Genomic DNA, 24,481 nt, shown 5'->3' on the forward strand with positions numbered 1-24,481 from the left:
TTACTATATTAACCTAACACAGCGAGTACGTCACTTTGACGCATAATCAGATATTTAGTGCCTTCAACTTCCAGTTCGGTACCGGCATACTTGCCATACAAAACAGTGTCGCCCACCTTCAATACCATCTCTTCATCTTTCGTACCGTGACCAACTGCCACAACTTCACCTTTCAAAGGTTTTTCTTTTGCTGTATCCGGAATAATGATACCGCCAATTGTTTTCTCTTCTGCAGGTGCAGGGAGTATCAGCACTCTGTCTGCCAATGGTTTAATGTTCATAGTTCTTTTGTTTTTTATATGTTATACATTTATTATAGTAATGTCTTGTCTCGTTTTAGTGAGACGCAGAACAAATTGCGAAAATCGTGCCAAACGGTAAAGCGAAATTTCTGTCAGTATAAAAACTGACAAATTGGCATCCCAGCATAACTTTTTCATGCAAGCATAAAAGTTATGCTTTCGATTTGCATTATCTTTGCACCCTCAAAAAACGTTTTTAGAACATGAATACAGTCTGGATTGTTTTACCTATTCTCACATTATTAATGTTTGAGTTGGGACTAACACTTGAAATCAAAGATTTTAAATTATTTCGTCAACGTCCCTATCCTGTTTTTGCAGGATTGATAGGGCAGATAGTCCTTTTACCAATATTGGCTTTTGCATTGGGTTATCTGTTTCATTTGGAACCTCTGTTCTTTATCGGACTTGTGCTCATTGCTTGTTCTCCGGGTGGGAGTTCTTCCAATATATTCTCTATGATAGCCAAAGGTGATGTCGCACTTTCCGTATCACTGACTGCACTCAGCAGTATTATTACCTTGTTTACTATTCCTGTCATTATGGAGTTTGCCACGCAAATTGCAGGAGACAATAGTGGAATAACTATACATTTACCTATCGGCAGCCTCATTATCCAGAATCTACTGCTCATGTTGCTTCCTATTGCAATAGGCGTTTTAACCAAACACTTTTGTCCTAAAGCCGCCGAACGGATTCACAAAGTATTATCCAAGGTTGCCTTCCCTGCCTTGATTTTATTAGCTACTGTTTTCTTCATACAACATCACGAAACGATAGCTGCACAGATCGGCCGATTAGGCCTATGCATCACACTAATGATATTATTGGCTATGGGTGGAGGATATTTAATCTCCCGGTCAATGAAATTGAACAGGAAAGAACAGCGCACGCTTATCATTGAAATAGGTATGCAAAATGCAGCCCAAAGTATTGCTATTGCAAGTAGCCCGTTTATTTTCAATAATGACATAATTGCCATACCGGCTATAATTTATGCACTGATGATGAATATAATTCTATTAGTATATGTGGGAATAGTGAAGCGGAAATAACACAAACTTGTAAATTAAAGTAGTATATTTTTCTATATTCAGACTTAAATTACTACATTTGTGAGAATCACCATAGTAAGGTAAACCTAAAACAATATTGATATGAAAAATAAGAGTTTCCTCGGACTGTTGTTATTCTCCTGTATCTGCTTAACTGCTATTGCACAAGAAACTACAAAACCTGTTAAGGCCATTTATGTAAACGCTGACCAGAATATTCTTTTTGACAAACTGATTGACTTCGTACAGAATAATGAATATTTCATTCTATCGCTGGACAAGCAAGCAGGTTTCATACAAGCCCAGAAACCTGTTGAAAGGAAAAAAGTATTCAAAGCAAATGAACGGAGAACTTTAAATTTTATCATCAGACCTATTAATGAGAATTTATCACAGATAACTTTAAATATTCGTTGCGAAGAAAAGCTCTGGGGAGGCAGCGAATCCGGTCATGTCTATTACTACAATGACAAAGGTGTCAGTCAGAATAGCGATTTATACCAGAATATATGGGATGAACTAAAGTCTGCATTAGTGCCCTATCGACAAGTTATATTTACAACAGTAACGACGCCCGCTCCCACCAAAGCCCTTCCTGCTGAAACAACCCTTAACTCTCTGCCTAAAGCATTCTTAAAAGACGGTTTCCCACTGTTGGTAGAACGTTGCCACACAGTGCTTGCATCAGCATACATGACCCAGAAACTACTAAGCGAACATACGGATATCCCCGGTTGGGAAGGATACCCGGTGAAACTCTATGAATATTACACCGGGAAAGATATAAAAAAAGGAGTAGCCAAGCGCGGACTGGTATACTTGCTGAACCCAAGTGCAGAACAACTTGCCACATGGATTGCCACCACTTGCTGGGAAGTTAAGCAAAGTACAGATACCACATACCTGTATAAACTCGCAGAATTTATCAAACGACAATCAGGGGCGCAATTCCCTGTACAAGGAGTAGTATACGAGGATATGCATACCAAAAACTTCTACGAACCATATATTTTCAAAGACGGAGTAACCGTATATGTGGCAGATAGTACTAAAATGCCGGCAGATAGGCATTGCACCGATGAGCAACTGGAGTTTTACCTGCATATGACGAATACCGACTTAAAACCAAACACTGGCAGATATGCCCGCATTTGCAGTACAAACCGTACTCAATATTACAAAAATGGAGGTAAAACAGATGTGGGAGATAACGATGAACACCGTAGCCAGTCATGGTTGAATGTAGTTCGCCAACTTTATCAACTGGCTTGGCTTTCAGATCGCAACGAATTAATGATTGCCTGGGCAAAAGAACAACTGTAAATAGCCGGTTTAAGGCATACCAATCCTATTCTTTTTACCACAAAATCCCCCATACAAGAAGTTAAGACTTTGCATACAAGAGGTTAACTTCTTGTCAACAGGGAGTTAAGTTCTTGTCAACAAGCTGTTGACGACTGATAAATAACAAGACTAAGACAGTTTAGTCAATATCCAAGTCTGTATCACAACTCAATTCAGTCGAATATCCCTGCCAGAAGCTCTTGGTAGAATGTACTAAAGCACTCCCCATCAAGAAAAGGAATATTACGGCTATTAATGTCATCACCATACCGATGGCTGCGTAATACTTCGGTTCTAAAACATCCATAATAGTTATCTTTGTTAGGTTAGTACTACAAAGATAACCAAGATGGATTACAAAGAGCTTACTCTTTTATGAAGTTTTTATTTCTTTAAAGTTTGTATCAATTCTTCGGCCGAAACCAGAGTCTGTTCACCAGTCTCCATATTCTTGAGTGTCACCTTATTCTCGTTCATTTCATTCTCTCCTACAAGAGCTACAAACGGAATATTTTGGGCATTGGCATAGCCCATCTGTTTCTTCATTTTAGATGAATCCGGGAAAATTTCCGCACGAATACCTTCTGCACGTACTTGGGCAAGTACATTCAAGGAAAAAGCTGCTTCTTTCTCACCAAAGTTGATAAATAGAAGTTGCGTACTGTTTACAGCTTCTTTAGGATAAAGATCAAGCTGGTTCAGCACATCAAAGATACGGTCCGCACCAAAGGAGATGCCTACACCGGAAACTCCTGCCATACCGAATACACCGGTAAGATTATCATAGCGACCACCACCTGTAATACTACCGATTTGTACATCCAATGCTTTCACTTCAAAAATGGCACCGGTATAGTAATTCAACCCACGGGCAAGTGTCAAATCAAGTTCCAATTCATTCTTCAGACCGAAAGCCGATAGAGTTTTCAAGATAAATTCGCTTTCTTCCACTCCCTTTTGACCAATTTCACTTCCGGCAAGTACTTCTTTCAGGGTAGTCAGTTTCTCCTCATTGGTGCCGCTCAGTAGAATGATAGGTTGTAATTTGGCAATAGCCTCATCGCTGATACCTTTTTCTTTCAACTCGGCATTCACATTGTCCAGACCGATTTTATCCAGTTTATCAATAGCCACAGTAATATCCACGATCTTATCAGCCTCACCGATAATCTCCGCAATGCCCGTCAAAATCTTACGGTTATTGATCTTGATGCAAACACGGATACCAAAGCGAGTAAATACAGTATCGACAATCTGCATTAATTCCACCTCGTTCAGTAAAGAATCACTACCTACCACGTCAGCATCACATTGATAGAACTCACGATAACGGCCTTTTTGCGGACGATCGGCACGCCACACAGGTTGTATCTGATAGCGTTTGAAAGGGAAAGTTATTTCATCACGGTGCATCACCACGTAGCGGGCAAATGGCACTGTAAGATCATAACGCAAACCTTTCTCACAAAATTTACTTGCGAGCTTGGCTGCATTACGGCTCAGCAATTCCTCATCGGTTAGTCCGGAGAAATAATCACCTGAGTTCTGTATTTTAAATAGAAGTTTATCACCTTCTTCACCATATTTCCCCATCAGTGTGGAAAGCATTTCCATTGCAGGCGTTTCAATCTGTTGGAAACCATAGAGATGATATACATCGCGAATGGTATTGAATATATAATTACGCTTCGCCATTTCTACTGGCGAAAAGTCACGGGTTCCTTTAGGAATACTGGGTTTTGCTGCCATAATTGTTTCAATTACTATTAAAATCGGAGGGCAAAGTTACAGGTTTTTATCGAGATAAGAAAAGAGATAAGCCGGTTTTATGCAAAACAACAATTAAGCTTGTAATACATTCAAGTGTTTACATTTGATAAAACATTCATTTCTACCGGACAAAACATTCGAGCTATTAAAATTCCCGCATGCTGACTATAGAATAAGACTTTGAGCAGGGATGATTTAGTGAGAGCAGTTACTTTTACAAAGTAATACATAGTCCTTATTCCAAGTAGCATTTGAGTTCTTTTTATGGAACTTTTACATGCGCTTATAAAAAGAAATCGTATTTTTGAGACGAAATTACCAGATTTAAAAGAAGGATAAAGAAGGATTATATGAATTCAGTTATCAGGGAAGTCAGGCAGTGTTTACAAGACAATATAGATGAAAAAGTGTTGAAAACTTCGGGGCACTTCTTCAAGAAAGGAGAAAATGTGCCTGTCTACGGAGTTAGAATGTATAATGTAGGCAAGATAGCCAAAGAATCTTTCAAGGAAATCAAAGAACTGCCGAAAGCTGATGTTTTCGGACTTTGTGAGGAGTTGTGGCAATCGGGATACTTGGAAGAGAATGTGATTGCCTGCGAATGGGCGTATGCTCTCCGGAAAGAATATACACCGGAAGACATTCATGTTTTCAGACACTGGTTGCAGGACTATGTAAATAATTGGGGAGCCTGTGACACGCTATGCAACCATACTATCGGAACGTTCGTCGAAATATTTCCTGAATTTATTTCTGAGTTGAAGGAATGGGCGACATCCGATAATCGTTGGGTAAGGCGTGGTGCTGCCGTCACGCTGATAATTCCTGCACGTAAAGGATTATTCTTCGATGATATTCTCCAAATAGCAACCACCCTGCTTCACGACAAGGATGACCTGGTACAGAAAGGTTACGGCTGGATGCTGAAAGCGGCAAGTGAGGCTTATCAGAAAGAGGTCTTCGATTTTGTAGTCAGCCATAAGGCAACCATGCCACGGACGGCACTGAGGTATGCTATTGAGAAAATGCCACAGGAATTGAGAAAAGAAGCAATGAAAAAGGAGTAAGTATGAATATTGAAGAATACCGGGAATATTGTTTAAGTATCAAGGGAGTAACAGAGAGTTTCCCCTTTGACGAGCATACACTTGTCTATAAAATCATGGATAAGATGTTTACCTTTGCTCCGTTGAATCCTAAAGAGGGACGTTTCTGGGCGGATACGAAATGCGACACTACCAAATCAACGGAACTGATGGAGCAGTATAGCGGCATTACATTCGGCCCCTACTCCGATAAGAAATACTGGATTACCATCTATCTGGAAAGTGATGTGCCGGATAGTCTTATAAAGGAATTAATCAATCATTCCATAGAGGAGGTGGTTAAGAAACTGCCAAAGAAGAAACAGGAAGAATATTATGTCACATTAAGATAATGGGAACCATAACTACAATTGCTCCTTGTGGCATCAACTGCACGTTATGCCACGCCTTTCAGAACGTAAAAAAGAAGTGCCCCGGTTGCAGAAGCACAATCGGGATAATTCGTAAAAGCTGCCTGAACTGCGCCATATCCAACTGTGATAAGAAAGGAAACTATTGCTTTGAATGCATGGAATATCCCTGCAAGCGACTGAAATATTTAGATAGGCAATACCGACTAAAATACAAGATGAGTATTCTTGAAAACCTCGATTACATCAGGCAGAAAGGAGAAGAGGCGTTTATTACCCGTCAAAGCCAGAAATATACTTGTCCGGATTGCGGCAAACTAAGAACCGTACATTATGATTATTGCATCTATTGCAAACAGGAAAAGAAGAAATAACCTTCTGTATCCCCCTTCCAGATGCCTGGGGTAGTTTCAAGTCTTTTCTCTATAACTATCAGATACGTTTATTCCAATCCCGATTCTTCAAATAGAAATAGGAAAGAAGCAACAGCATACCTCCATAAATATACTCGCTGGTCCAAGCTATAGCCACATCTACCTTGAAGTACATAACCATGACGACGACATAAACAACATAGATAGCAATCGTCATCAACATGATTCTCATGGACTGATTCGTGTTTCCTGTTCCTGAAACCGCATTGAACAGAACTAAGCCGGGGGCCGAAAGGAAATATCCCATCAACATGACGTAAGTGGTCGGCAAAGCTGCCTGCACAAGTTCCTCATTGTTTGTATAAATCTGCAACAGGGCAGTTGGAAATAAAGCGGCCAGCAGCAAGAACGGAATTCCAATCAGATAAGTCAGCTTTATCGCCCGCCTGCATGCAAGCCGGATTTCACTTTTATCTTTGCCACTTCCCAAGAGATTACTGACCATAGAGCTGGCCGTATCGGCAAATGCAAAAATCACCATAAAGAAGCAAGTGTTGATGCTGCGCATGATATTGGCTATCGCCAGAGAACGCTCACCCAAATGCTCTATCGCGATAAAAAACAGAAACCATTGCGATGGAAATAGTATGGATTGAAGCATCGTCCAACAAGAAATACTCCAAATCCGCTTGAACTCCGACAGCCGGAAAGCGAACCGCTGAAACAAGGCATATTTCTTTTTATCCACTTTCAACCAGGTATATACTACGTAAAACAGCAAAGACACCAGTTCGGCCAGCGACGAACCGATAGCCGCCCCCGCAATGCCTAATGCCGGAAAACCGAACTTTCCGAATATAAGAATATAATTGAAAACAACGTTACTGAGCACCATCACGACAGAGTTAAGCGTCAGCGTGCGTGTTTCAGTAATACCGATGTAGAAAGCGCGAAACAAGATAGCGATAAAAGAGAAAAAAAGCCCGTATCTTCTCCATTCCAGATAAGAAGCTGCGGCAGCATAAACCTGGTCGGAAGAAATCAGGCGGCCGAGAATATAAGTTGTGATATAGTCGCACAAGAAAAACATGACAGTGGCCAATGCCAGCAGGAAAAAGGCACCTTGCATGAATATTCCACCAATTTCACCATACTTCTGTTCACCATTTCTACGCGCTATCAATATCTGAACCCCAATGCTAAATCCAAACCCAAGCATATAAATAGCCATATAGAGCACACCCGCCAATGCAGATGCTCCCAGCTCCACTTCGCCTACATGACCTAAGAATGCCGTATCCGTAACATTTATCATGTGTTCCATCAGCAAGCTGATGAGAATGGGATACGCAATTAACCAAATTCGCTTATAGCTGAAATTCATATATATAAGAGCGGATTATGACCTGTCTTTTTCCGTTAGTTTTGCCACCGTAGTGGCAAGTTATTGCCATCGCATTGGCAAGACCTTGCCACCGCATTGGCAAAAGTTTGCCAGCATGGTGGCAAAAAGTTCAGAGGATATACCCTTGTGGAGCATATCCTCTGTTGATATCAGAAATCAAACTTTTCGAGCTTCATGGAAGCCAATCCCTGTATTTTGGGAACCAACGTCACAAAATGTTCCGCTTTCTCATGGGCGGACAATGATTCTGCATCCTGCCATGTTTCGCAAATCATCAAGACATCATTACGGGTAGCGCTTTCAAAAACATCATAGGCAATGCAGCCTTTGTCCTTCAAAGAAGATGCCACCAACTCTTTTGCAGCTTCCAACACCGCAGCACGGTTACTTTCGTTTACTTGAATAAAAACATTCAGTCTAATCATATTTGTAGAATTTTAAAAGTAGGCTGCAAATGTAAACAGAAAAGTCGGAACTCTGATTCACTTGTCTGCATAAATACCGATGCGGTTGCCTTCCGAATCGGCAAATACTGCAAAATAGCCTTTGCCATCGGCTTCTATCTTCGTACAGGGAATGAGCACTTTCCCACCCTTCTGCACCACACGTTCAAGGGTAGTCGCTATATTATCCGTATTGAAATGGATAAGTACACCCTTCTCAGAAGGCTGAAAATCGGGCAGGAGGTCAAAAGATTGTGAGATGGCTCCTACTGTCTCACCGTCTTCGGTGAAGCATGCCATCTTCTCCTGTTCGCACTCAAAGACCGGAAGTTTCATATTCAGTACGGTTTCATAAAAATCTACAGCCCGACGGAAGTCTGTAGCGGGAATCTCAAAAAATGCAATCAATTTTTTCATTTTGGTTTCTTTTTAGGGTTATTACTATGCCTTTGCAAAGACATTGCAAAAGTAGGGCAAGCCGGGAAACCTCCATAGAAGAAAAAGGACATCTTTAGAGAGAAGAAAAAAGGTGTTTTTAGAGGGTGGAGAAATAATCGGAAACGGGAGCGCATACGGACAGGTATTCCGCAGGGGTGTAACCGGAGAAGAGTTTAAACTCCTTAATCATGTGCGACTGGTCGGAGAAGCCACATTCATAGGCCACTTGCGCGAAAGGTAAACCGGGGTTTTGTTGCAGGACGTACAAGGCACGCTGCATACGCACGATGCGAAGAAATTCTTTTGGGGTAGTACCGATATAATCGGTAAAGACACGGCTGAACTGCTTGGTGCTGAGACAAGCTACATCGGAAAGTTGCAAGGTGTTTATCTGCGGATGAAGATTGATTTCGTCCAAAACTGTTGATAACCGTTTCAGGTTATATTCAGAACCAGAGGCCAGACGGCGGAAAAAGAATTGTTCAATCAGCCGGATGCACCGGTCGTTATCCGGAGTATCTGTTATCCGGCAGGATAAATCGAAAAGCTCCCTGTCTTCCACTTCGTCCGTGGAAACGTTCTGTCTGTTGAAAAGATGCAGGGGAATTTGCAGAAAGACTTTTGCCGCATAGGGCTGAAAGACGACCGTTATCATTTCTATAATTCCTGTCGACACAACATCGGAGAAACCGAAAGTTTGTCCGCTAATAAAGGATTGCGGCTGCAACTGCGAATCTTGCAGGCACATCAAGCGCTTGCCTTTATGAAACACCAGTTGCACACAGCCGACGGGTAGAGTCCGTTCCGATACCGGCATAGCCGCATCATCCCGCAATATCCAGTAATAACGGATATAGGGAGACAATGCAGGAGCTGGTTTTACGATACGGAAAGTTTGCATAGTACAAATATACGGGATTTGATTATTGCGGCAAAGGTAGGCAAAGGGTTTTAGGGGGAATAGTAAAAATGGGACATTCTTCTGAGAGAATTTATCAGTCTCCCCACCTCTTATGGTATGCCCTATAGCGTTCATAAATATCCAATGAATATTTATCTCCGGATATAAATCCGCTTGAGAAAAATTCGTCTTCTACCTCTGCATAGTTACCGCAGCAGAACCGATCTACCAAGCCGGTAGTATACATGGCTTTTATCTCCGGCAACAATTCCTCAGCCCTGATATCCAGCAAATCACTAACCAACATTCCTGCCAAAGTGCCATCGCAATAGATATTGTCTGCAAGGTTTTCTGTAAAAAAGGTGAGAACCTGACGGAACCATTCAATGACTTCCTCCCTGCGTTCGGGCTGCAAGCGGGCAATGAGTGCCACCGCCGGAGCCACATGGCAACGGGCAAAGGTATATAGTCCCGGCTCCTTCATAAACTCCAGCAGCTGCGGCAAACGATTTTGACCTAATAAATAGAGAGTGGGAACAAATACCTCGTCACCCGTATCTCCGAAATAATAATCAAAGAATTCCTCTCTTTGTCTCAGCAGTTCAAGTATAACTGCCAGACTATCTTCCGCTCTCAATTCTGCCAGAAAGAAGGATGCATGCAGCAAAATATTAGGAGAACGCTCTTCACGACGTTCTTCTGATATTTCGTCACAAGTACAACCTGTTTCAAACAATGCCATTTGTTCCAAATCACGAATCAAGGATTCGCGAGGCAGTGATAATATATCACGGATGGTTGCATCAGGAAGCAGGCAACTGTCATTATTATAAAGCAACGTAATCAGTTGCTTATTCTGAACATCCAGTACTGCGGGATAGGCTAAGTGGACATAAGAATAAGGAGTAATTGGTATCATTTGTTGTTCTTCCGCTATTGTTTGAATCCGACCCAGTGCTTCCAGTATATCCTTGACAGCATCACTATCCAAGGGGTCTTCATCATAATCTTCATATTCATCATATTCCTCCTCCTCATCATCATCTTCTTCTCTTAACACATACGAAAAATTATCTCCCAGATTCTTCTTCATCAACGGAAGCAACGTGTTGACTTGAAAGCGGCTTGTTGCCACCAAAAAGTGCTTTCCGTCTTTCCCGAATTCATATTCTATAAGAGGTATCTCCTCCGTATCTTCCTCCAGAATATACTGTGTCAACTTAAAAGAAGAATGCGGACTGAGCCCGGCTTCTTCAGCAAAAGCTATAACCCCGTAAACCAGGTTATGCACTTCCTCATAGCTAATCGAGTCCATTTCCAAGAAAGCACGGCTCTCCTCTAATATCTCTTTATATTCATATTCCGACACATTGAAGTAATATAAGGAATCGGTCAATCCACAACAGAAAGTATCGAACATATAAACGCCCAATGTATAGTTACCATTTTTATGCTGTCGGGCTACAATTACCGTCCCGGAACCAAATTTATCCCAACCATTCGTTATCCAACACTCGGCTATCGGTAGCAAACGCGCCTTTTCCTTGATGTATCGTTCCGGTGATAAAGTCCGTTGTTGTGGTGCCTTTTTTTTCTTTGCCATATTCTTCCGTTCATTAGTAGTTTTATAATATGAGACAAAGATAATTTTAATATCACAGTTTACTGGCTTTTCATCAAATAATATATGTTTCATCACCATAAAACAACTAACTTTGCAAGTTTAAACTTATTGTTTGGAAAACAAACGACAATTATGTGTAAAACAAGCAGCGAACTTAAAAAGTAGATAGAAGAGCTTATTGAAGACCACAAAGAACAGAATCAGGTTCACTATAGTGACAACCACCCGCCACTATTTATTATTCACCCCATACCCAAATAAAGCGAAGTCTCCGAAACACGGATCATCCGGAAAGACTTCCGCCAATGCGGCAGTTATCCTTTGCGCGTTCTTCAAAGAAAAAGTTTCCGTTTCGGTCAGTTCCAGCAAGCAGGCTACACGGCAGACGTGTGTATCCAAAGGAATAATCAATTCCCGGCAATCAAAACTTTCCCAAATACCGAAATCAACTTCCGATCCTTTCCGTATCATCCAGCGCAGGAACATATTCAGTTTCTTCTGAGGACTTTTGTACGAAACTTCCAGAAACTGGCAAAGCTTCTCCATCGGTTTTCCCGGATATACCTGCAATGCATCTTCCAGACTGTCATAATCCGAATAAGTCGTATGCAAGCGTTCAAAATAAGAATGGAAGTCCGCATACGAAAGCATCCGGTAAAAACTGCGCCGCTCTTCCACAGGAAAATCTTTCTCCCAACGACGCGAAAGTACATATTGATAAGGAGAAGTCCCCATACAATCGTGTAATTCATCGGCCTTCTTCAGAATCTGCTTGCGATTGCCGAAACTCATAATAGCAGTCAACAGACCGCTGATTTCTATATCCTGTTTCTGCTGGTAACGATGCGGGAATTGTACCGGATCATTTTGAATAAAATCCGCACAATGATAGGTCTTTGCCCACTCCTGTAGTTTCTTTTTTATATCTTTGGTCATTTCTTTAAAATCATGGGGGGTACAAAGATAATGCAAATCGAATGCAGAACTTTCATGCTTGCATTAAAAAGTTATGCTGAGATGCAGCTTATCTTATCCAAAGATATTGAATTTATAGCAACTTTGGACAAGTCCCCTATTCTATTTACCCTTATTTTTGCATCGTGAAATTCAAAAAAGAACTTATGGAACATAGCAAGAAGACCACGCGTGAAGAGTATCAGAAATGCGTAAATGCAGTAGTAGATTACATCAACCTCCATCTTGGAGAAGAGATTGATCTGAAATCGTTGGCCAAGATTTCTCATTTCTCTCCGTTCTACTTCCATCGCATCATGAAAGCATTTCTGGGCGAGCCAATCGGGACGTTCATAGTCCGGACACGAACAGAATCTGCCGCCCGCCTGTTGCGTTACTCGGACCTGCCTATAGCAGATATCGCTTATCGCATCGGGTATTCCTCACCATCGTCACTGTCGAAAGTATTCAAGCAGTTCTATGGAATTTCACCTAATGAGTATCGTAACAATAAAAACTTTGTAATTATGAAACCAGCAATTATCAGACCCGATTTAGAGTTAAAGAAAGAAATAAGAGAAGTGCCTGCCAGAAATGTAATTTATATCCGCCTGTTCGGAGACTATAAAATGAATGATTACGGAGGCACATGGATGCGTTTGTTCCAATTTATCAAAGAAGAAAAACTGCCGATGGGTGACATGGCTCCTTATTGCATGTACCACGATGATCCCAAAGTGACGCCTGCCGACAAGTTGCGTACCGATGTTTGCATGGTGATGCCTGTAACCGTAACTCCCAAAGGGGATGTCGGCTTCAAGCAATTGCCTGCCGGACGTTATGCAGTGTTTACCTACAAAGGATCTTATGAGTATCTGCAAAGTGTATACGACACGATTTACGGAAAGTTCATTCCCGAAATGGAATGTACAATGAGAGACGAGTCGAGTGCCGAACGCTATCTGAATGATCCGTGCAATACGAAACCGGAGGATTTGTTGACAGAAATCTTCATTCCGGTAGAATAATCATCTTTAATATATTGTGGGCAAAGACTATTTGCCCGCAATATATAACTATTACTTTATCTCTCTTTTCATCGGCACATACTTCAGTCCATTCGTAATCTGTGGTTCCTGTACCTGCTCAAATCCCAGACTTTTATAGAAAGGCACTGCATACGTAGAGGAATTTACAGTCATTTCAGGCACAGAAGTCTCTTCGATAAAAGCATCGAATAATCTTCTGCCTATGCCCTTCCGGTGATATTCTTTCCGTATGAAAAACAGAGAAATATGTTTCCCTTCATTTTTGCTCCCCATCACACCCACAAGTTTTGCCTCATCAAACGCACCATAAATGACCAAGCTGTTTATTATCGCCTCATCATTGACGAAGCTTTTGAAAGTTTCCAGCCCTTGTTCATCAAAATCTTCTTCACCCGTCTGAAGATATATTTCCAGAGAAAGAGACGCGGCTTCTTTATATTCGGATAAGTCTAATCTTCGAACGCTTATCCCCGGGGTTAAAGTCAAAGTATTCATAATAGTTAAGTTACAGTTCGCAACAAAGATATCAATTTTCTGGAAATGATGATTAAGACATTCCCATTATTCCATCCAGAAACACTATCTTTGTACAGGACATTTAACTAACCCAACTTTATTCAAAGATATGGAAAGACTTATCGACAAATATCTTCCGGCAGATTATCATGATACATTCGTTTTGAAATCCAGAAAGCCTGCAGAACAGATAATTCCCAAAGAACTGATCAAAAAAATATTCAACCACTCCCCGGCGTGGCTCAATTTTTTAATGAAAGTCAGGAATATTCTGGTAAAGCCTTTGGGGCTTGAAACCGGAAAAGTGTTGAAAACAGAAGATTGTATAATAGAAGATACGGAAAATGAGGCTATCATGAAGAAAGATGATAAGCACTTATTGTTTTATGTCTCCATTGCCAAGATAGGAAACGACCTGATAGATATAACAACCGTGGTTCAATATCACAATGCATTAGGAAAGGCTTATTTCTTCTTTATTAAGCCTTTCCATAAAATGATTGTGCCACGTGTAGCGAAAGAACTTATATAATGCCTAATCCGTAGCTACTGATCTCCTCAAAGTCCTCATCAGCATATGAGTTCTTCTGACGGGCATCTTGTACTATTTTCAGAAATCCTTCTGTTTTAGACAGGAAATCCTTGAATTTCTCTAATTCTTCCTCATGTCCTTTTACTACCGGTAGTTTCTCTGCCGCATCCAGTTGAAGTCGCAGTTCCATAATCTTTAAATCCAGGCGGGATTTATCTTCAACATGCTTACGGGCATACAAATTGATGATACTCTGCATAGTCGTACTCATGCTTTTCATCGCAATGATTTGCTCTTTCACAGGATTTTCTGCCAGAAGAACCCGTTGGGCATTTAAAGCAATCGGGCTCAATATATCAAATATATTCTGCTTACATTCAGACATTACCACGCTCAATTCATAGTTATCATTCAGCAAATCAGCCATCCCTTCGGTCTTTTTTTCTTTCAAGAGAGACAAGTATTTATTGAAATTAGCATAGAATTGATTTCTCGACTGAAAAAGCTCCGCATAATTCTGTATCAGGTTCTGTCTGACATCTTCACCGAGGTATTCACCCGGCAGCATCACGGCCGCAGAATCTTTCTTCGAAATGATAGGAGACATGATGTATGAGAACATGGGTACTTCCGTTTTTTGTTCCATATAACCCAATACAGCATTTACATCCCTCTCTTTTACCATATTTTTCAACAGAGCCAATGAGGTGTCATAGTATTTCATCACCTGCCCTGCATCTGCTATTTCTTCAGGGGTATAAGTCACTGTTTCTTTCCTGCCGCCTGTACATGAGGCAAGCATCAGGACGCTTACGAATGCGCCCAGAATTAATAAATTCTTTCCCATAACAATTTCGTTTTATAAATAGTTAATTCAGTTAAGCCAGACAGATAGAATGGCGTTGCTGTAATAACAAAAAAATTGCCTTTTGGGTCAGTAAGAGAGAAAAAAAGATAGAAGTAGAGAAACAGAATAAATTTGAGAACTTACTTGCTCTTCTTATAATCAGTGATGAAACCTTCCATCATCCACTTCGCCAATGCCTGACGATTGGAACTCATAACAAACCGGCGCTGATCGAAAGTATTCTGAATATTGCCCAACTCTACAAACACTCCGGCAGGACTGGAATTGGCCAGCACATACAAATTGCGTGGGCTGACAGTTCCCGAAAAGCCACGGTTAGGTTGGTGGCGGTCATATTTAGATCCGAAAGTATTCTTCATTGTAGTTGCCAATCGTTTACCATTGACACTTTTGGGAGCATGATAGAAGAATACATCCGTCTGGTGACTCTTACTACGGCTATCCACATGCAAGAAGATGGAACGGCAATACGTATAACTCTTGCGGTCTTTCTGATAGAGCGCATTTATTTTCTCACAGCGCTGGCGAAGGCGGGCAACCTGGTTCAGAGGAATAGGATCACCCATACAAGTTTCACGCTTACTGTTATTAAGGTATTGATCGTCACGGATACCGTCTTTGGCATCCTGAATAATAATATAAACCTTAGCGCCTTCCTCCATCAGATTCCGGGCAAGACGGAGAGCGACATCATAAGCATATTCATCCTCATGCAGTTCCACGCTTCCTATCCTGCCAATAGCACCGGGATCAGGGCCGCCATGCCCACTCACCACGTAGAAACACGCACCTTGGAGGCGGTTTCCCGTCACTTTAACTTCAGCAAGGCTTTTTCCGAAAAGAGGTTCACGAATTGTTTTGTTGCCGGAACGGGCAGAAGAGTTTGAAGCAGATGAATTGGATGAAGCAGCCGTATTGCCACTCCCCTTTTTCAGAGGTGGAAGCAAATATTTCACTCCCAGCCGCAATTCTTCTTTACCTCGCAATTGTTTTTTATTCAGTTCCAGGAACTCCTGATAGTACGCTTTTCCGGTACGCCCGTTACGTTGTAGAAAACCAGATATTCCCTCACCGCTTTTCGGCGTAGCCCGCTCTTCCTGGGCCAACGCTTCGTAAGAGAATGACATGCAAAAAAGCAAAATAAGAAAGCAAAATAACTGTTTCATTTTCCATTTATTCATCTTGCGGACAAAAATACAATTATTTTCCCTACTTTTGCGTCCACAAATGCGTTAATTGATAAAAAACTATAAAAACAGATAGCATTATGGCAAAGCAATTTAAACCGGAAACCCTCTGCGTACAGGCAGGATGGACTCCCAAGAAGGGCGAGCCCCGTGTACTCCCCATTTATCAAAGTACCACTTTCAAATATGAAACCAGCGAGCAAATGGCACGTCTCTTCGATCTTGAAGAGAGCGGTTATTTCTACACTCGCCTGCAAAACCCTACCAACGATGCTGTTGCCGCGAAGATAGCTGCTCTTGAAGGCGGTGTTGCCGGTATGCTGACGTCCAGCGGACAAGCTGCCAATTTCTATGCTATATTTAATATCTGCCAGGCAGACGATCACTTCGTTTGTTCGTCCGCTATCTATGGCGGTACATTCAATCTCTTCGGGGTGACTATGAAGAAATTGGGTATCGAAGTTACTTTCGTTAGTCCGGATGCCAGCGAAGAAGAAATCTCCGCAGCTTTCCGCCCGAATACGAAAGCATTGTTCGGTGAAACCATTTCCAACCCGTCACTGGAAGTATTGGATATTGAAAAATTTGCCCGCATTGCCCATAGTCACGGTGTACCTTTGATTGTAGACAACACCTTCCCGACTCCTATCAACTGCCGCCCATTTGAATGGGGTGCTGATATCGTAGTACACTCTACTACCAAATATATGGATGGTCATGCCACCAGCGTAGGTGGTTGTATTGTAGACAGCGGCAAGTTCGACTGGGATGCACACGCTGATAAATTCCCCGGATTGTGCACACCTGATGAGTCATACCACGGACTGACTTATACAAAAGCTTTCGGCAAGATGGCTTATATCACCAAGGCTACTGCCCAGTTGATGCGTGACCTCGGCAGCATCCAGTCTCCGCAGAACTCTTTCCTGCTGAATCTCGGTCTGGAAACTCTGCACCTGCGTATGCCGCAACACTGCAAAAATGCACAAGCAGTTGCCGAATATCTTTCTAAAAATGACAAAGTAGCTTGGGTGAACTATTGTGGCCTTCCCGGCAATAAATACTATGAGTTGGCACAGAAGTATATGCCGAACGGCTCTTGCGGTGTTATCTCCTTCGGATTGAAAGGTGGTCGCGAGGTTTCCATCAAGTTCATGGACTCACTGCAATTGGTTGCTATCGTAACACACGTTGCCGATGCACGTACCTGCGTACTGCACCCTGCCAGCCATACCCATCGTCAGTTATCGGATGAGCAGTTACTGGAAGCCGGAGTGCGTCCCGACCTAATCCGTTTATCGGTAGGTATCGAAAACGTAGACGATATCATCGCAGATATTGAACAGGCTCTGAACGCATAATTTCATAAAGTACCTATAAAACAAATAATATATCCCCGTCTCCGCAACCGGAGTGCGGGGATTTTCTTATCTTTGCGCCCAGTAAACATTTAATAAAGAAAGATTTATGAAACGTACAAAATTAGCTGCATCCTTTCTGTTGGTCGCAACTCTATTCCTGACAGGATGTGTGACCAAGAAGGAATTTGTGAATCTTCAAACAGATTATAACAAACTGAAAGACGAAAAGTCTGCTCTCGACAAGTCATATCAGGACGCACAAATCCAGCTTGCCGAATACCGTACACAATCTAAAAGCTTGGAGGATCGCCTAAGCGAAGCCAGAAAAAATAATCAGGAGCTGCGTAACAGTTACGCTACCCTGCAAGGATCGCTCGACAAGAGTCTCCAGCAGAACTCACAAGGCAACATCAACATCTCCAAACTGGTAGATGAAATCAATGCCTCCAACCGCTACATCAAGCAATTAGTGGATGCCAAGAGCAAGTCGGACTCATTGAACGTTATGCTAACCAACAACCTGACCCGCTCCCTGAGCCGCGAGGAATTGAAAGAAGTAGATGTGAAAGTACTGAAAGGTGTGGTTTACATCTCTTTAGCCGACAATATGCTCTACAAGAGCGGCAGTTATGAAATCAACGAACGCGCCGGCGAAACGTTGAGCAAGATTGCCAAGATTATCACCGACTACAAAGATTACGAAGTACTGGTAGAGGGTAATACGGACAACGTACCCATCTCACGTACCAATATCCGCAATAACTGGGATTTGAGCGCCTTACGTGCCTCATCTGTAGTACAAGAATTGCAGAATAAATATGGTGTTGACCCTAAACGGCTTTCTGCCGCCGGACGTGGTGAGTACAATCCTATCACAGACAATGATTCCGAACTGGGCAAACAACGCAACCGCCGTACACAAATCATTGTTACACCCCGACTCGACCAGTTCCTGGAGTTAATAGATAAGGCTCCGGAAGCTGAAGGAGAAGCGGCTACAGAATAAAGAAAAGCCATCTACTGCTGTATTTTCACAGGTAGAGGTATTTAAAAGCAGTCTATACTCAGACTATTTACAAGCAATAAGGCGAAGGACTGAAAAGTCTTTCGCCTTATTGCTTGTTTCCACCCTCATCCTTGCTTTGACTTCCGACAGATTAAGTACTATTTAATAGTTTTTATTGCATGCGGACTTACACTTTATCACATTTATTCCTACCTTTGCGGCAAAATTATAACTTTTAACTAACAACTTAGATTCAACTACCATGGCTAAGATAACTAAAGAAGCTGCCTTGCTGTATCACTCACAAGGCAAACCAGGTAAGATAGAAGTAGTGCCTACCAAGCCCTACAGTACCCAAACCGATCTTTCGCTTGCTTATTCTCCCGGCGTGGCGGAGCCGTGCCTCGAAATAGAAAAGAACCCGCAGGATGCTTATAAATATACAGCGAAAGGAAACTTGGTTGCTGTAATCTCCAACGGTACTGCCGTACTGGGTCTTGGCGACATAGGCGCCTTGAGCGGTAAGCCCGTAATGGAAGGTAAAGGACTTCTGTTCAAGATTTATGCCGGCATCGACGTATTCGATATTGAAGTAAACGAAAAAGATCCCGAAAAATTCATCGAAGCTGTAAAGGCCATTGCTCCTACCTTCGGTGGTATCAACCTGGAAGATATCAAAGCACCTGAATGCTTCGAAATAGAACGTCGTTTGAAAGAAGAGCTCGATATCCCTGTGATGCACGATGACCAGCATGGTACGGCCATCATCTCCAGTGCCGGACTTGTGAACGCTTTGCAGGTGGCAGGCAAGAAAATTGAAGATGTAAAAATCGTAGTGAATGGTGCCGGTGCATCTGCCGTATCTTGTACAAAACTGTACGTTTCACTGGGTGCCCGCCTGGAAAACATCGTGATGGTGGATAGTAAAGGGGTAATCAGCAAAGCACGTACCGATCTCAACGAACAGAAACGCTACTTCGCTACCGACCGCACTGATATCCACACACTGGAAGAAGCCATCAAAGGCGCCGACGTATTCCTGGGATTATCCAAAGGAAACGTTCTGTCGCAGGACATGGTACGCAGCATGGCTCTGTCTCCTATCGTTTTCGCACTGGCCAATCCTACACCGGAAATCTCTTATGAGGATGCCATGTCAGCACGTCCCGACGTACTGATGGCAACCGGACGGTCGGACTATCCGAACCAGATTAATAATGTAATCGGTTTCCCCTATATCTTCCGCGGTGCCCTGGATACTCAGGCTAAAGCCATCAACGAAGAAATGAAGATTGCTGCCGTACATGCCATTGCCAACCTGGCAAAACAGCCTGTACCCGATGTTGTGAACGAGGCTTATCATGTTAACAACTTTAGTTTCGGTCCGGAATACTTCATCCCGAAACCGGTTGATCCGCGTCTTATCACTGAAGTTTCCTGCGCCGTAGCCAAGGCTGCCATGGAAAGCGGTGTAGCCCGTAAAAACATTGAAGACTGGGATGCTTACTGCGTACAGCTCCGCGAACTGATGGGTTACGAAAGCAAACTAACCCGCCAGCTTTACGACACCGCCCGTCGCAATCCGCAACGCGTGGTATTTGCCGAAGGTTCTCACCCCAATATGCTGAAAGCCGCTGTAGAAGCCAAAGCCGAAGGTATTTGTCATCCTATTGTATTAGGTAACGATGAAACCATCGAAAAACTGGCAAAAGAACTCGACCTCAGCCTGGAAGGCATCGAAATCGTTAATCTGCGCCATCCGAACGAAGCCTCACGCCGTGAACGCTACGCCCGCATTCTTTCCGAAAAGCGTGCCCGCCAAGGTGCTACCTATGAGGAAGCCAACGATAAGATGTTCGAACGCAACTACTTCGGTATGATGATGGTGGAAACAGGCGATGCAGATGCATTCATCACCGGTCTTTATACCAAATACAGCAATACGATCAAAGTTGCCAAAGAAGTTATCGGCATACAACCGCAATACAAACATTTCGGTACGATGCACATCCTGAACTCCAAGAAAGGTACCTACTTCCTGGCTGATACACTGATTAACCGTCATCCCAATGCCGAAACATTGATTGACATAGCCAAACTGTCAGAGCATACCGTACGTTTCTTCAACCATACTCCGGTAATGGCCATGTTGAGTTACTCCAACTTCGGTGCAGACACCGAAGGTAGTCCGGTAAGTGTACACGAAGCCGTGGAATATATGCAGCAGAACTATCCTGATCTTGCCATTGACGGTGAAATGCAGGTGAACTTTGCCATGGACCGCAAGATGCGTGACGCCAAGTATCCATTCACCCGTCTGAAAGGTAAAGATGTGAATACCCTTGTATTCCCGAACCTCAGTTCTGCCAATTCTGCATACAAACTGTTGCAGGCTATGAATACAGAAATGGAGCTAATCGGCCCGATACAAATGGGATTGAACAAGCCTATCCACTTCACCGACTTCGAAAGCTCTGTACGCGACATTGTGAACATCACCGCAGTAGCAGTCATCGACGCCATCGTGGATAAAAAGAAGGCAGGTAAATGAGACGCCCATTATCGAAATCACAAAGTGTTTGCATTGTATTGCTTTGGGCAGCACTTTGCTACATAGTTCTAACAACTACCGAACGAATTGACGGCCCAGTCATCATGACGCTTGTCATTTCGGCAGCGTTAGTATTCATTCCGGTAATAAAATCATTAAAGAGAGGATAAATAATATCTTTTTATTCCTTTTTGCGGGATAAAACAATATTTTTGTTGTTTTATCCCGCATTTTCTTTATAAATTGTTTGTTTGTCTCATTTTTATGTGTACTTTTGCAACCGCAACAGAGAAAAAAAACAATCTAAAGAATACTTTGTTAAGACAATTATATTTAGTAGCAACCAATAAAAGAAATAGATTATGAATGCAGCTAAGGTATTAGAAGATTTGAAAAGACGGTTCCCCAACGAACCAGAGTATCATCAAGCAGTGGAAGAAGTACTTTCTACAATTGAAGAAGAGTACAACAAACACCCGGAATTTGACAAAGTCAATCTAATTGAGCGTCTTTGCATCCCCGATCGTGTTTATCAATTCCGCGTGACTTGGATGGACGATAAGGGTAACATCCAGACAAACATGGGTTATCGCGTTCAACACAACAACGCTATCGGTCCGTACAAAGGTGGTATCCGTTTCCACGCATCTGTGAACCTTTCAATCCTGAAGTTCCTCGCGTTCGAACAAACCTTCAAGAACTCTCTGACTACTCTGCCTATGGGTGGTGGTAAAGGTGGTTCCGACTTCTCTCCGCGTGGCAAGTCTAATGCTGAAGTAATGCGTTTCGTACAAGCATTCATGTTGGAACTGTGGCGTCATATTGGTCCTGAGACTGACGTTCCTGCCGGTGACATCGGTGTAGGTGGTCGTGAAGTAGGTTTCATGTTCGGTATGTACAAGAAGCTGACTCATGAATTCACAGGTACATTCACTGGTAAAGGTCGCGAATTCGGTGGTTCACTGATTCGTCCTGAAGCTACAGGTTACGGTAACATCTACTTCCTGATGGAAATGCTGAAATCTAAAGGTACTGACCTAAAAGGCAAGACTTGCCTGATCTCCGGTTCTGGTAACGTAGCTCAATACACTGCTGAAAAAGTATTGGAACTGGGCGGTAAAGTACTCACCATGTCTGACTCTGACGGTTATGTTTACGACCCGGCAGGTATCGACCGCGAAAAACTGGACTACATTATGGAATTGAAGAATCTCTACCGTGGACGTATCCGTGAGTATGCAGAACAATATCCGGGTGTGAAATATGTAGAAGGAGCTAAGCCTTGGGGTGAAAAAGCCGACATCGCTCTGCCTTCTGCAACTCAGAACGAACTAAACGGTGACCATGCTCGCCAATTAGTTGCCAATGGTGTAATGGCAGTATCTGAAGGTGCTAACATGCCTTCTACTCCGGAAGCTATCAAAGTATTCCAGGATGCTAAGATTCTGTATGCTCCGGGTAAGGCAGCCAATGCAGGTGGTGTATCTGTATCCGGTCTGGAAATGACTCAGAACTCTATCAAACTGAGCTGGAGCGCTGAAGAAGTAGACGAGAAATTGAAGAGCATCATGAAGAACATTCACGCAGCTTGCGTACAGTATGGTACTGAAGCTGATGGTTATGTGAACTACGTGAAGGGTGCTAACGTTGCCGGATTCATGAAGGTAGCCAAGGCCATGATGGCACAAGGTATTGTGTAAGAAGCTATAGTTGTTATATATGGGAATCCCCTTTGCATTCGGTGTGGAGGGGATTCTCTTTTTCTCATATCCTCTCGTCAGAATTATCTTAAACACAATTCTGACCTCACCTACATTATTGTCCAGCTTTTCCCAAAATCGTTTCAGACAACTTATTTACCATATTCCTGATTTCTTTCGAATTAAAAGGTAATCCAATTAATGTGATTTTATTCCGGATATTTGTATAACCACTAATTGCAGATAATGGAATAGACTTAAATTTATTACACGGATATAGAATCATAACATCCTTATTTTTGGCTAAGTCGAAAGCACTGTATGCCAACACTTGATGCAAATCCTGGCGAAACGAATCTCTCAGGCTATCTGTCGACGCTGAAGTATTAAACATATGAGCTTTATATTTGGCATCAATGGTACAAATATATCCCTCCTTAACCAGAAGAATGTCTGGTTCCAGATATCTTAATGCCCAAGCAGGATTATTTCCGGAAATATGATAACGGGTATTAGATTCAGTTTTAGCACCAAGCTTCTTACCAACCTCCTGCACTATATATTGTGCAAAACGTTCGAACAACTCTGCTGAATCTATCCTCCAGGAAAATTTATTTCTAGACTTGTGGTTCAACAGTTTATTCGCTTGAATTTTCAACTCTTTTATTGCTATTGGATCGAAGTCATGAATCATAAAAGCTTCAGTCGTAGACTCACAATTATGGCTAGCCGAATACAATCGTAACTTATCAACCAAAGTTTTCGTCTTAAATTTAATTGATATAGGTGTAAGTGATGTCTGGAAGAGCTCGATTGCCTGTTTTTAATATATAAGTCAATTTATACCATTCTGAATGATCTTTTGATTGTATATTCTTTCGATTTTCAAATTTGAAAGTATTCATAGGATTGTATGAACTATTAGCATACTTTGTCCAATTTGTCGATGAAGCAGGAACATCCTCAATTCGTTTGATTGTATCGAACTTATTCCAAATACATTGCATCGCATTATTGAAAGAATTAAAATAGTTAATACAATCCAAGTACACAGGAGCTCTCATTTCACTACTGCTAACTAATATCATGTCATCGTATTCCGGTTCTAAGGTGCTTTGCAATAAATTAGCTATATCTGCAATATCCTCACCAAATCGAGATGTAACAACAAAATCCAGATAATATTTACCATTGAATGGAGTACGTAATGGGGCACATCCAACAAACTTACTCGAAGAAAAAGCAAGTCCTACGTGACCTTCTCTTTCCTGAATAGCTACACTAACGCCTAGAAACGAAAAAGTCTTGTGATTAAGAGTGATAAATCTCTGAAGCGCCTACTCGGGATAACGTTTATCACATCTTCTGTTCTTATTCAATTCTGTAAAGGTGATAAAGCACTCGGACAAGCATTGCATCTGAATATTTGCCATTACTTGTATAAAGGTTTGTGAATTTCTTGATAAAAGAGATCGCTGAAATCTATTTTAGCACTCAATAATAAACCTTCGTCAAAATATTCTTTCATTAAAGGCATCAATTCATATTCTATTTTGGCGTTAAGTTCTTTTCGATTGTCTGCAATAAAGTAAGAACCACCAGGCTGAAGATTAAGTTCAGAATCAGATGCATGCTTTTCAAACAA

Annotated in this window: 25 protein-coding genes; 11 read left to right on the top strand and 14 right to left on the bottom strand. The window is 42.1% G+C overall.

From position 1 onward, the window contains the following. Window positions 1–8 precede the first annotated feature (8 nt). The gene (locus BN161_RS04435) at window positions 9–281 is read right to left on the bottom strand and encodes a co-chaperone GroES (RefSeq protein ID WP_005679636.1); all 273 of its coding nucleotides are present in this window, start codon (window positions 279–281) and stop codon (window positions 9–11) included. A 224-nt stretch (window positions 282–505) separates the two neighbouring features. On the opposite strand from BN161_RS04435, the gene BN161_RS04440 reads away from it, so the two are divergent. Continuing rightward, window positions 506–1,357 carry a bile acid:sodium symporter family protein gene (locus tag BN161_RS04440; protein ID WP_044263404.1) on the top strand — a complete coding sequence of 284 codons (852 nt, stop codon included), beginning with the start codon at window positions 506–508 and terminating at the stop codon, window positions 1,355–1,357. Between the two features lie 102 nt (window positions 1,358–1,459). After that, on the top strand, window positions 1,460–2,680 hold the full coding sequence (locus tag BN161_RS04445) for a hypothetical protein (protein ID WP_044263405.1): 1,221 nt from the start codon (window positions 1,460–1,462) through the stop codon (window positions 2,678–2,680). Between the two features lie 160 nt (window positions 2,681–2,840). Here the strand turns inward: BN161_RS04445 and BN161_RS29695 are convergent, their stop codons facing one another. Next, window positions 2,841–3,008 carry a hypothetical protein gene (locus tag BN161_RS29695; RefSeq protein WP_007214867.1) on the bottom strand — a complete coding sequence of 56 codons (168 nt, stop codon included), beginning with the start codon at window positions 3,006–3,008 and terminating at the stop codon, window positions 2,841–2,843. A gap of 77 nt (window positions 3,009–3,085) precedes the next feature. Beyond that, window positions 3,086–4,450: a histidine--tRNA ligase gene (hisS, locus tag BN161_RS04450; RefSeq protein ID WP_044263406.1), complete on the bottom strand. Its 1,365-nt coding sequence runs from the start codon at window positions 4,448–4,450 to the stop codon at window positions 3,086–3,088. 371 nt (window positions 4,451–4,821) lie between these two features. Here hisS and BN161_RS04455 point away from each other — a divergent pair, with 371 nt between their 5' ends. Genes BN161_RS04455 through BN161_RS04465 form a run of 3 tightly spaced genes read left to right on the top strand, consistent with a single transcriptional unit; the run spans window position 4,822 to window position 6,301 of the window. Further along, window positions 4,822–5,538, top strand: a complete 717-nt coding sequence (locus BN161_RS04455; RefSeq protein ID WP_044263407.1) for a DNA alkylation repair protein — start codon at window positions 4,822–4,824, stop codon at window positions 5,536–5,538. Between the two features lie 2 nt (window positions 5,539–5,540). Then, on the top strand, window positions 5,541–5,909 hold the full coding sequence (locus tag BN161_RS04460) for an MmcQ/YjbR family DNA-binding protein (RefSeq protein WP_044263408.1): 369 nt from the start codon (window positions 5,541–5,543) through the stop codon (window positions 5,907–5,909). Then, window positions 5,909–6,301 (top strand): DUF3795 domain-containing protein, encoded by a 393-nt coding sequence (locus BN161_RS04465; protein WP_052356177.1) that lies wholly within the window; start codon window positions 5,909–5,911, stop codon window positions 6,299–6,301. The genes BN161_RS04460 and BN161_RS04465 overlap by 1 nt, the downstream gene beginning before the upstream one ends. 58 nt (window positions 6,302–6,359) lie before the next feature. Here the strand turns inward: BN161_RS04465 and BN161_RS04470 are convergent, their stop codons facing one another. The 6 genes from BN161_RS04470 to BN161_RS04495 form a co-directional block, all read right to left on the bottom strand. Further along, on the bottom strand, window positions 6,360–7,691 hold the full coding sequence (locus tag BN161_RS04470) for an MATE family efflux transporter (RefSeq protein ID WP_209441885.1): 1,332 nt from the start codon (window positions 7,689–7,691) through the stop codon (window positions 6,360–6,362). A gap of 164 nt (window positions 7,692–7,855) precedes the next feature. Continuing rightward, on the bottom strand, window positions 7,856–8,131 hold the full coding sequence (locus BN161_RS04475; protein WP_044263411.1) for a putative quinol monooxygenase: 276 nt from the start codon (window positions 8,129–8,131) through the stop codon (window positions 7,856–7,858). A 57-nt stretch (window positions 8,132–8,188) separates the two neighbouring features. Further along, window positions 8,189–8,566 carry a VOC family protein gene (locus tag BN161_RS04480; RefSeq protein ID WP_044263412.1) on the bottom strand — a complete coding sequence of 126 codons (378 nt, stop codon included), beginning with the start codon at window positions 8,564–8,566 and terminating at the stop codon, window positions 8,189–8,191. A 118-nt stretch (window positions 8,567–8,684) separates the two neighbouring features. After that, a complete protein-coding gene (locus BN161_RS04485; RefSeq protein WP_044263413.1) occupies window positions 8,685–9,488 on the bottom strand; it encodes an AraC family transcriptional regulator in 804 nt (267 codons plus the stop codon). Between the two features lie 94 nt (window positions 9,489–9,582). Then, a complete protein-coding gene (locus BN161_RS04490) occupies window positions 9,583–11,091 on the bottom strand; it encodes a DUF1186 domain-containing protein (protein WP_044263444.1) in 1,509 nt (502 codons plus the stop codon). A 252-nt stretch (window positions 11,092–11,343) separates the two neighbouring features. After that, window positions 11,344–12,048, bottom strand: coding sequence for a TIGR02757 family protein (locus tag BN161_RS04495; RefSeq protein WP_044263414.1), 705 nt, complete (start codon window positions 12,046–12,048; stop codon window positions 11,344–11,346). 185 nt (window positions 12,049–12,233) lie between these two features. On the opposite strand from BN161_RS04495, the gene BN161_RS04500 reads away from it, so the two are divergent. After that, a complete protein-coding gene (locus tag BN161_RS04500; protein WP_022210846.1) occupies window positions 12,234–13,094 on the top strand; it encodes an AraC family transcriptional regulator in 861 nt (286 codons plus the stop codon). Between the two features lie 51 nt (window positions 13,095–13,145). On the opposite strand, the gene BN161_RS04505 is transcribed toward BN161_RS04500, so the two are convergent. Then, on the bottom strand, window positions 13,146–13,610 hold the full coding sequence (locus BN161_RS04505) for a GNAT family N-acetyltransferase (RefSeq protein ID WP_081743629.1): 465 nt from the start codon (window positions 13,608–13,610) through the stop codon (window positions 13,146–13,148). Between the two features lie 130 nt (window positions 13,611–13,740). Between BN161_RS04505 and BN161_RS04510 the strand changes: the two genes are divergently transcribed. Next, window positions 13,741–14,163 (top strand): DUF2867 domain-containing protein, encoded by a 423-nt coding sequence (locus BN161_RS04510; protein WP_044263415.1) that lies wholly within the window; start codon window positions 13,741–13,743, stop codon window positions 14,161–14,163. Here the strand turns inward: BN161_RS04510 and BN161_RS04515 are convergent. Both BN161_RS04515 and BN161_RS04520 read right to left on the bottom strand, forming a co-directional pair. Next, window positions 14,156–15,010 carry a DUF6845 domain-containing protein gene (locus BN161_RS04515; protein ID WP_044263416.1) on the bottom strand — a complete coding sequence of 285 codons (855 nt, stop codon included), beginning with the start codon at window positions 15,008–15,010 and terminating at the stop codon, window positions 14,156–14,158. The genes BN161_RS04510 and BN161_RS04515 overlap by 8 nt on opposite strands. A 140-nt stretch (window positions 15,011–15,150) precedes the next feature. Further along, window positions 15,151–16,197 carry an N-acetylmuramoyl-L-alanine amidase family protein gene (locus tag BN161_RS04520; RefSeq protein WP_044263448.1) on the bottom strand — a complete coding sequence of 349 codons (1,047 nt, stop codon included), beginning with the start codon at window positions 16,195–16,197 and terminating at the stop codon, window positions 15,151–15,153. A gap of 101 nt (window positions 16,198–16,298) precedes the next feature. On the opposite strand from BN161_RS04520, the gene BN161_RS04525 reads away from it, so the two are divergent. The 4 genes from BN161_RS04525 to BN161_RS04540 all read left to right on the top strand — a co-directional run bounded on the left by BN161_RS04525 (window position 16,299) and on the right by BN161_RS04540 (window position 22,836). Further along, on the top strand, window positions 16,299–17,579 hold the full coding sequence (locus tag BN161_RS04525; protein WP_044263417.1) for an O-acetylhomoserine aminocarboxypropyltransferase/cysteine synthase family protein: 1,281 nt from the start codon (window positions 16,299–16,301) through the stop codon (window positions 17,577–17,579). Window positions 17,580–17,685: 106 nt separating this feature from the next. Further along, on the top strand, window positions 17,686–18,585 hold the full coding sequence (locus BN161_RS04530) for an OmpA/MotB family protein (protein WP_007214888.1): 900 nt from the start codon (window positions 17,686–17,688) through the stop codon (window positions 18,583–18,585). A 262-nt stretch (window positions 18,586–18,847) separates the two neighbouring features. Continuing rightward, on the top strand, window positions 18,848–21,136 hold the full coding sequence (locus BN161_RS04535) for an NADP-dependent malic enzyme (protein WP_044263418.1): 2,289 nt from the start codon (window positions 18,848–18,850) through the stop codon (window positions 21,134–21,136). A 362-nt stretch (window positions 21,137–21,498) separates the two neighbouring features. After that, window positions 21,499–22,836, top strand: a complete 1,338-nt coding sequence (locus BN161_RS04540) for an NADP-specific glutamate dehydrogenase (protein WP_044263419.1) — start codon at window positions 21,499–21,501, stop codon at window positions 22,834–22,836. Window positions 22,837–22,951: 115 nt separating this feature from the next. On the opposite strand, the gene BN161_RS04545 is transcribed toward BN161_RS04540, so the two are convergent. Together BN161_RS04545 and BN161_RS29075 are read right to left on the bottom strand one after the other, a co-directional pair. Then, complete coding sequence (locus BN161_RS04545; protein WP_044263420.1) at window positions 22,952–23,593, bottom strand: 5-methylcytosine restriction system specificity protein McrC; 642 nt, start codon at window positions 23,591–23,593, stop codon at window positions 22,952–22,954. A gap of 675 nt (window positions 23,594–24,268) precedes the next feature. Beyond that, entirely contained in the window at window positions 24,269–24,481 is a 213-nt protein-coding gene (locus BN161_RS29075) for a hypothetical protein (RefSeq protein WP_052356179.1), read from the bottom strand.

The organism is Bacteroides timonensis, from assembly GCF_000513195.1.
Classification (GTDB): Bacteria; Bacteroidota; Bacteroidia; order Bacteroidales; family Bacteroidaceae; genus Bacteroides; species Bacteroides timonensis.

Bases quoted from the DNA above. Each gene is read 5' to 3' on its own strand.
- BN161_RS04505 (WP_081743629.1), bottom strand. From the start codon at position 13,610: ATGAATACTTTGACTTTAACCCCGGGGATAAGCGTTCGAAGATTAGAC.
- BN161_RS04440 (WP_044263404.1), top strand. From the start codon at position 506: ATGAATACAGTCTGGATTGTTTTACCTATTCTCACATTATTAATGTTT.
- BN161_RS04495 (WP_044263414.1), bottom strand. From the start codon at position 12,048: ATGACCAAAGATATAAAAAAGAAACTACAGGAGTGGGCAAAGACCTAT.
- BN161_RS04510 (WP_044263415.1), top strand. From the start codon at position 13,741: ATGGAAAGACTTATCGACAAATATCTTCCGGCAGATTATCATGATACA.
- BN161_RS04455 (WP_044263407.1), top strand. From the start codon at position 4,822: ATGAATTCAGTTATCAGGGAAGTCAGGCAGTGTTTACAAGACAATATA.
- BN161_RS04535 (WP_044263418.1), top strand. From the start codon at position 18,848: ATGGCTAAGATAACTAAAGAAGCTGCCTTGCTGTATCACTCACAAGGC.
- BN161_RS04475 (WP_044263411.1), bottom strand. From the start codon at position 8,131: ATGATTAGACTGAATGTTTTTATTCAAGTAAACGAAAGTAACCGTGCT.
- BN161_RS29695 (WP_007214867.1), bottom strand. From the start codon at position 3,008: ATGGATGTTTTAGAACCGAAGTATTACGCAGCCATCGGTATGGTGATG.
- BN161_RS04515 (WP_044263416.1), bottom strand. From the start codon at position 15,010: ATGGGAAAGAATTTATTAATTCTGGGCGCATTCGTAAGCGTCCTGATG.
- BN161_RS04520 (WP_044263448.1), bottom strand. From the start codon at position 16,197: ATGAAACAGTTATTTTGCTTTCTTATTTTGCTTTTTTGCATGTCATTC.
- BN161_RS04480 (WP_044263412.1), bottom strand. From the start codon at position 8,566: ATGAAAAAATTGATTGCATTTTTTGAGATTCCCGCTACAGACTTCCGT.
- BN161_RS04540 (WP_044263419.1), top strand. From the start codon at position 21,499: ATGAATGCAGCTAAGGTATTAGAAGATTTGAAAAGACGGTTCCCCAAC.
- BN161_RS04500 (WP_022210846.1), top strand. From the start codon at position 12,234: ATGGAACATAGCAAGAAGACCACGCGTGAAGAGTATCAGAAATGCGTA.
- hisS (WP_044263406.1), bottom strand. From the start codon at position 4,450: ATGGCAGCAAAACCCAGTATTCCTAAAGGAACCCGTGACTTTTCGCCA.
- BN161_RS04465 (WP_052356177.1), top strand. From the start codon at position 5,909: ATGGGAACCATAACTACAATTGCTCCTTGTGGCATCAACTGCACGTTA.
- BN161_RS04460 (WP_044263408.1), top strand. From the start codon at position 5,541: ATGAATATTGAAGAATACCGGGAATATTGTTTAAGTATCAAGGGAGTA.
- BN161_RS04485 (WP_044263413.1), bottom strand. From the start codon at position 9,488: ATGCAAACTTTCCGTATCGTAAAACCAGCTCCTGCATTGTCTCCCTAT.
- BN161_RS04435 (WP_005679636.1), bottom strand. From the start codon at position 281: ATGAACATTAAACCATTGGCAGACAGAGTGCTGATACTCCCTGCACCT.
- BN161_RS04525 (WP_044263417.1), top strand. From the start codon at position 16,299: ATGGCAAAGCAATTTAAACCGGAAACCCTCTGCGTACAGGCAGGATGG.
- BN161_RS04490 (WP_044263444.1), bottom strand. From the start codon at position 11,091: ATGGCAAAGAAAAAAAAGGCACCACAACAACGGACTTTATCACCGGAA.
- BN161_RS04530 (WP_007214888.1), top strand. From the start codon at position 17,686: ATGAAACGTACAAAATTAGCTGCATCCTTTCTGTTGGTCGCAACTCTA.
- BN161_RS04445 (WP_044263405.1), top strand. From the start codon at position 1,460: ATGAAAAATAAGAGTTTCCTCGGACTGTTGTTATTCTCCTGTATCTGC.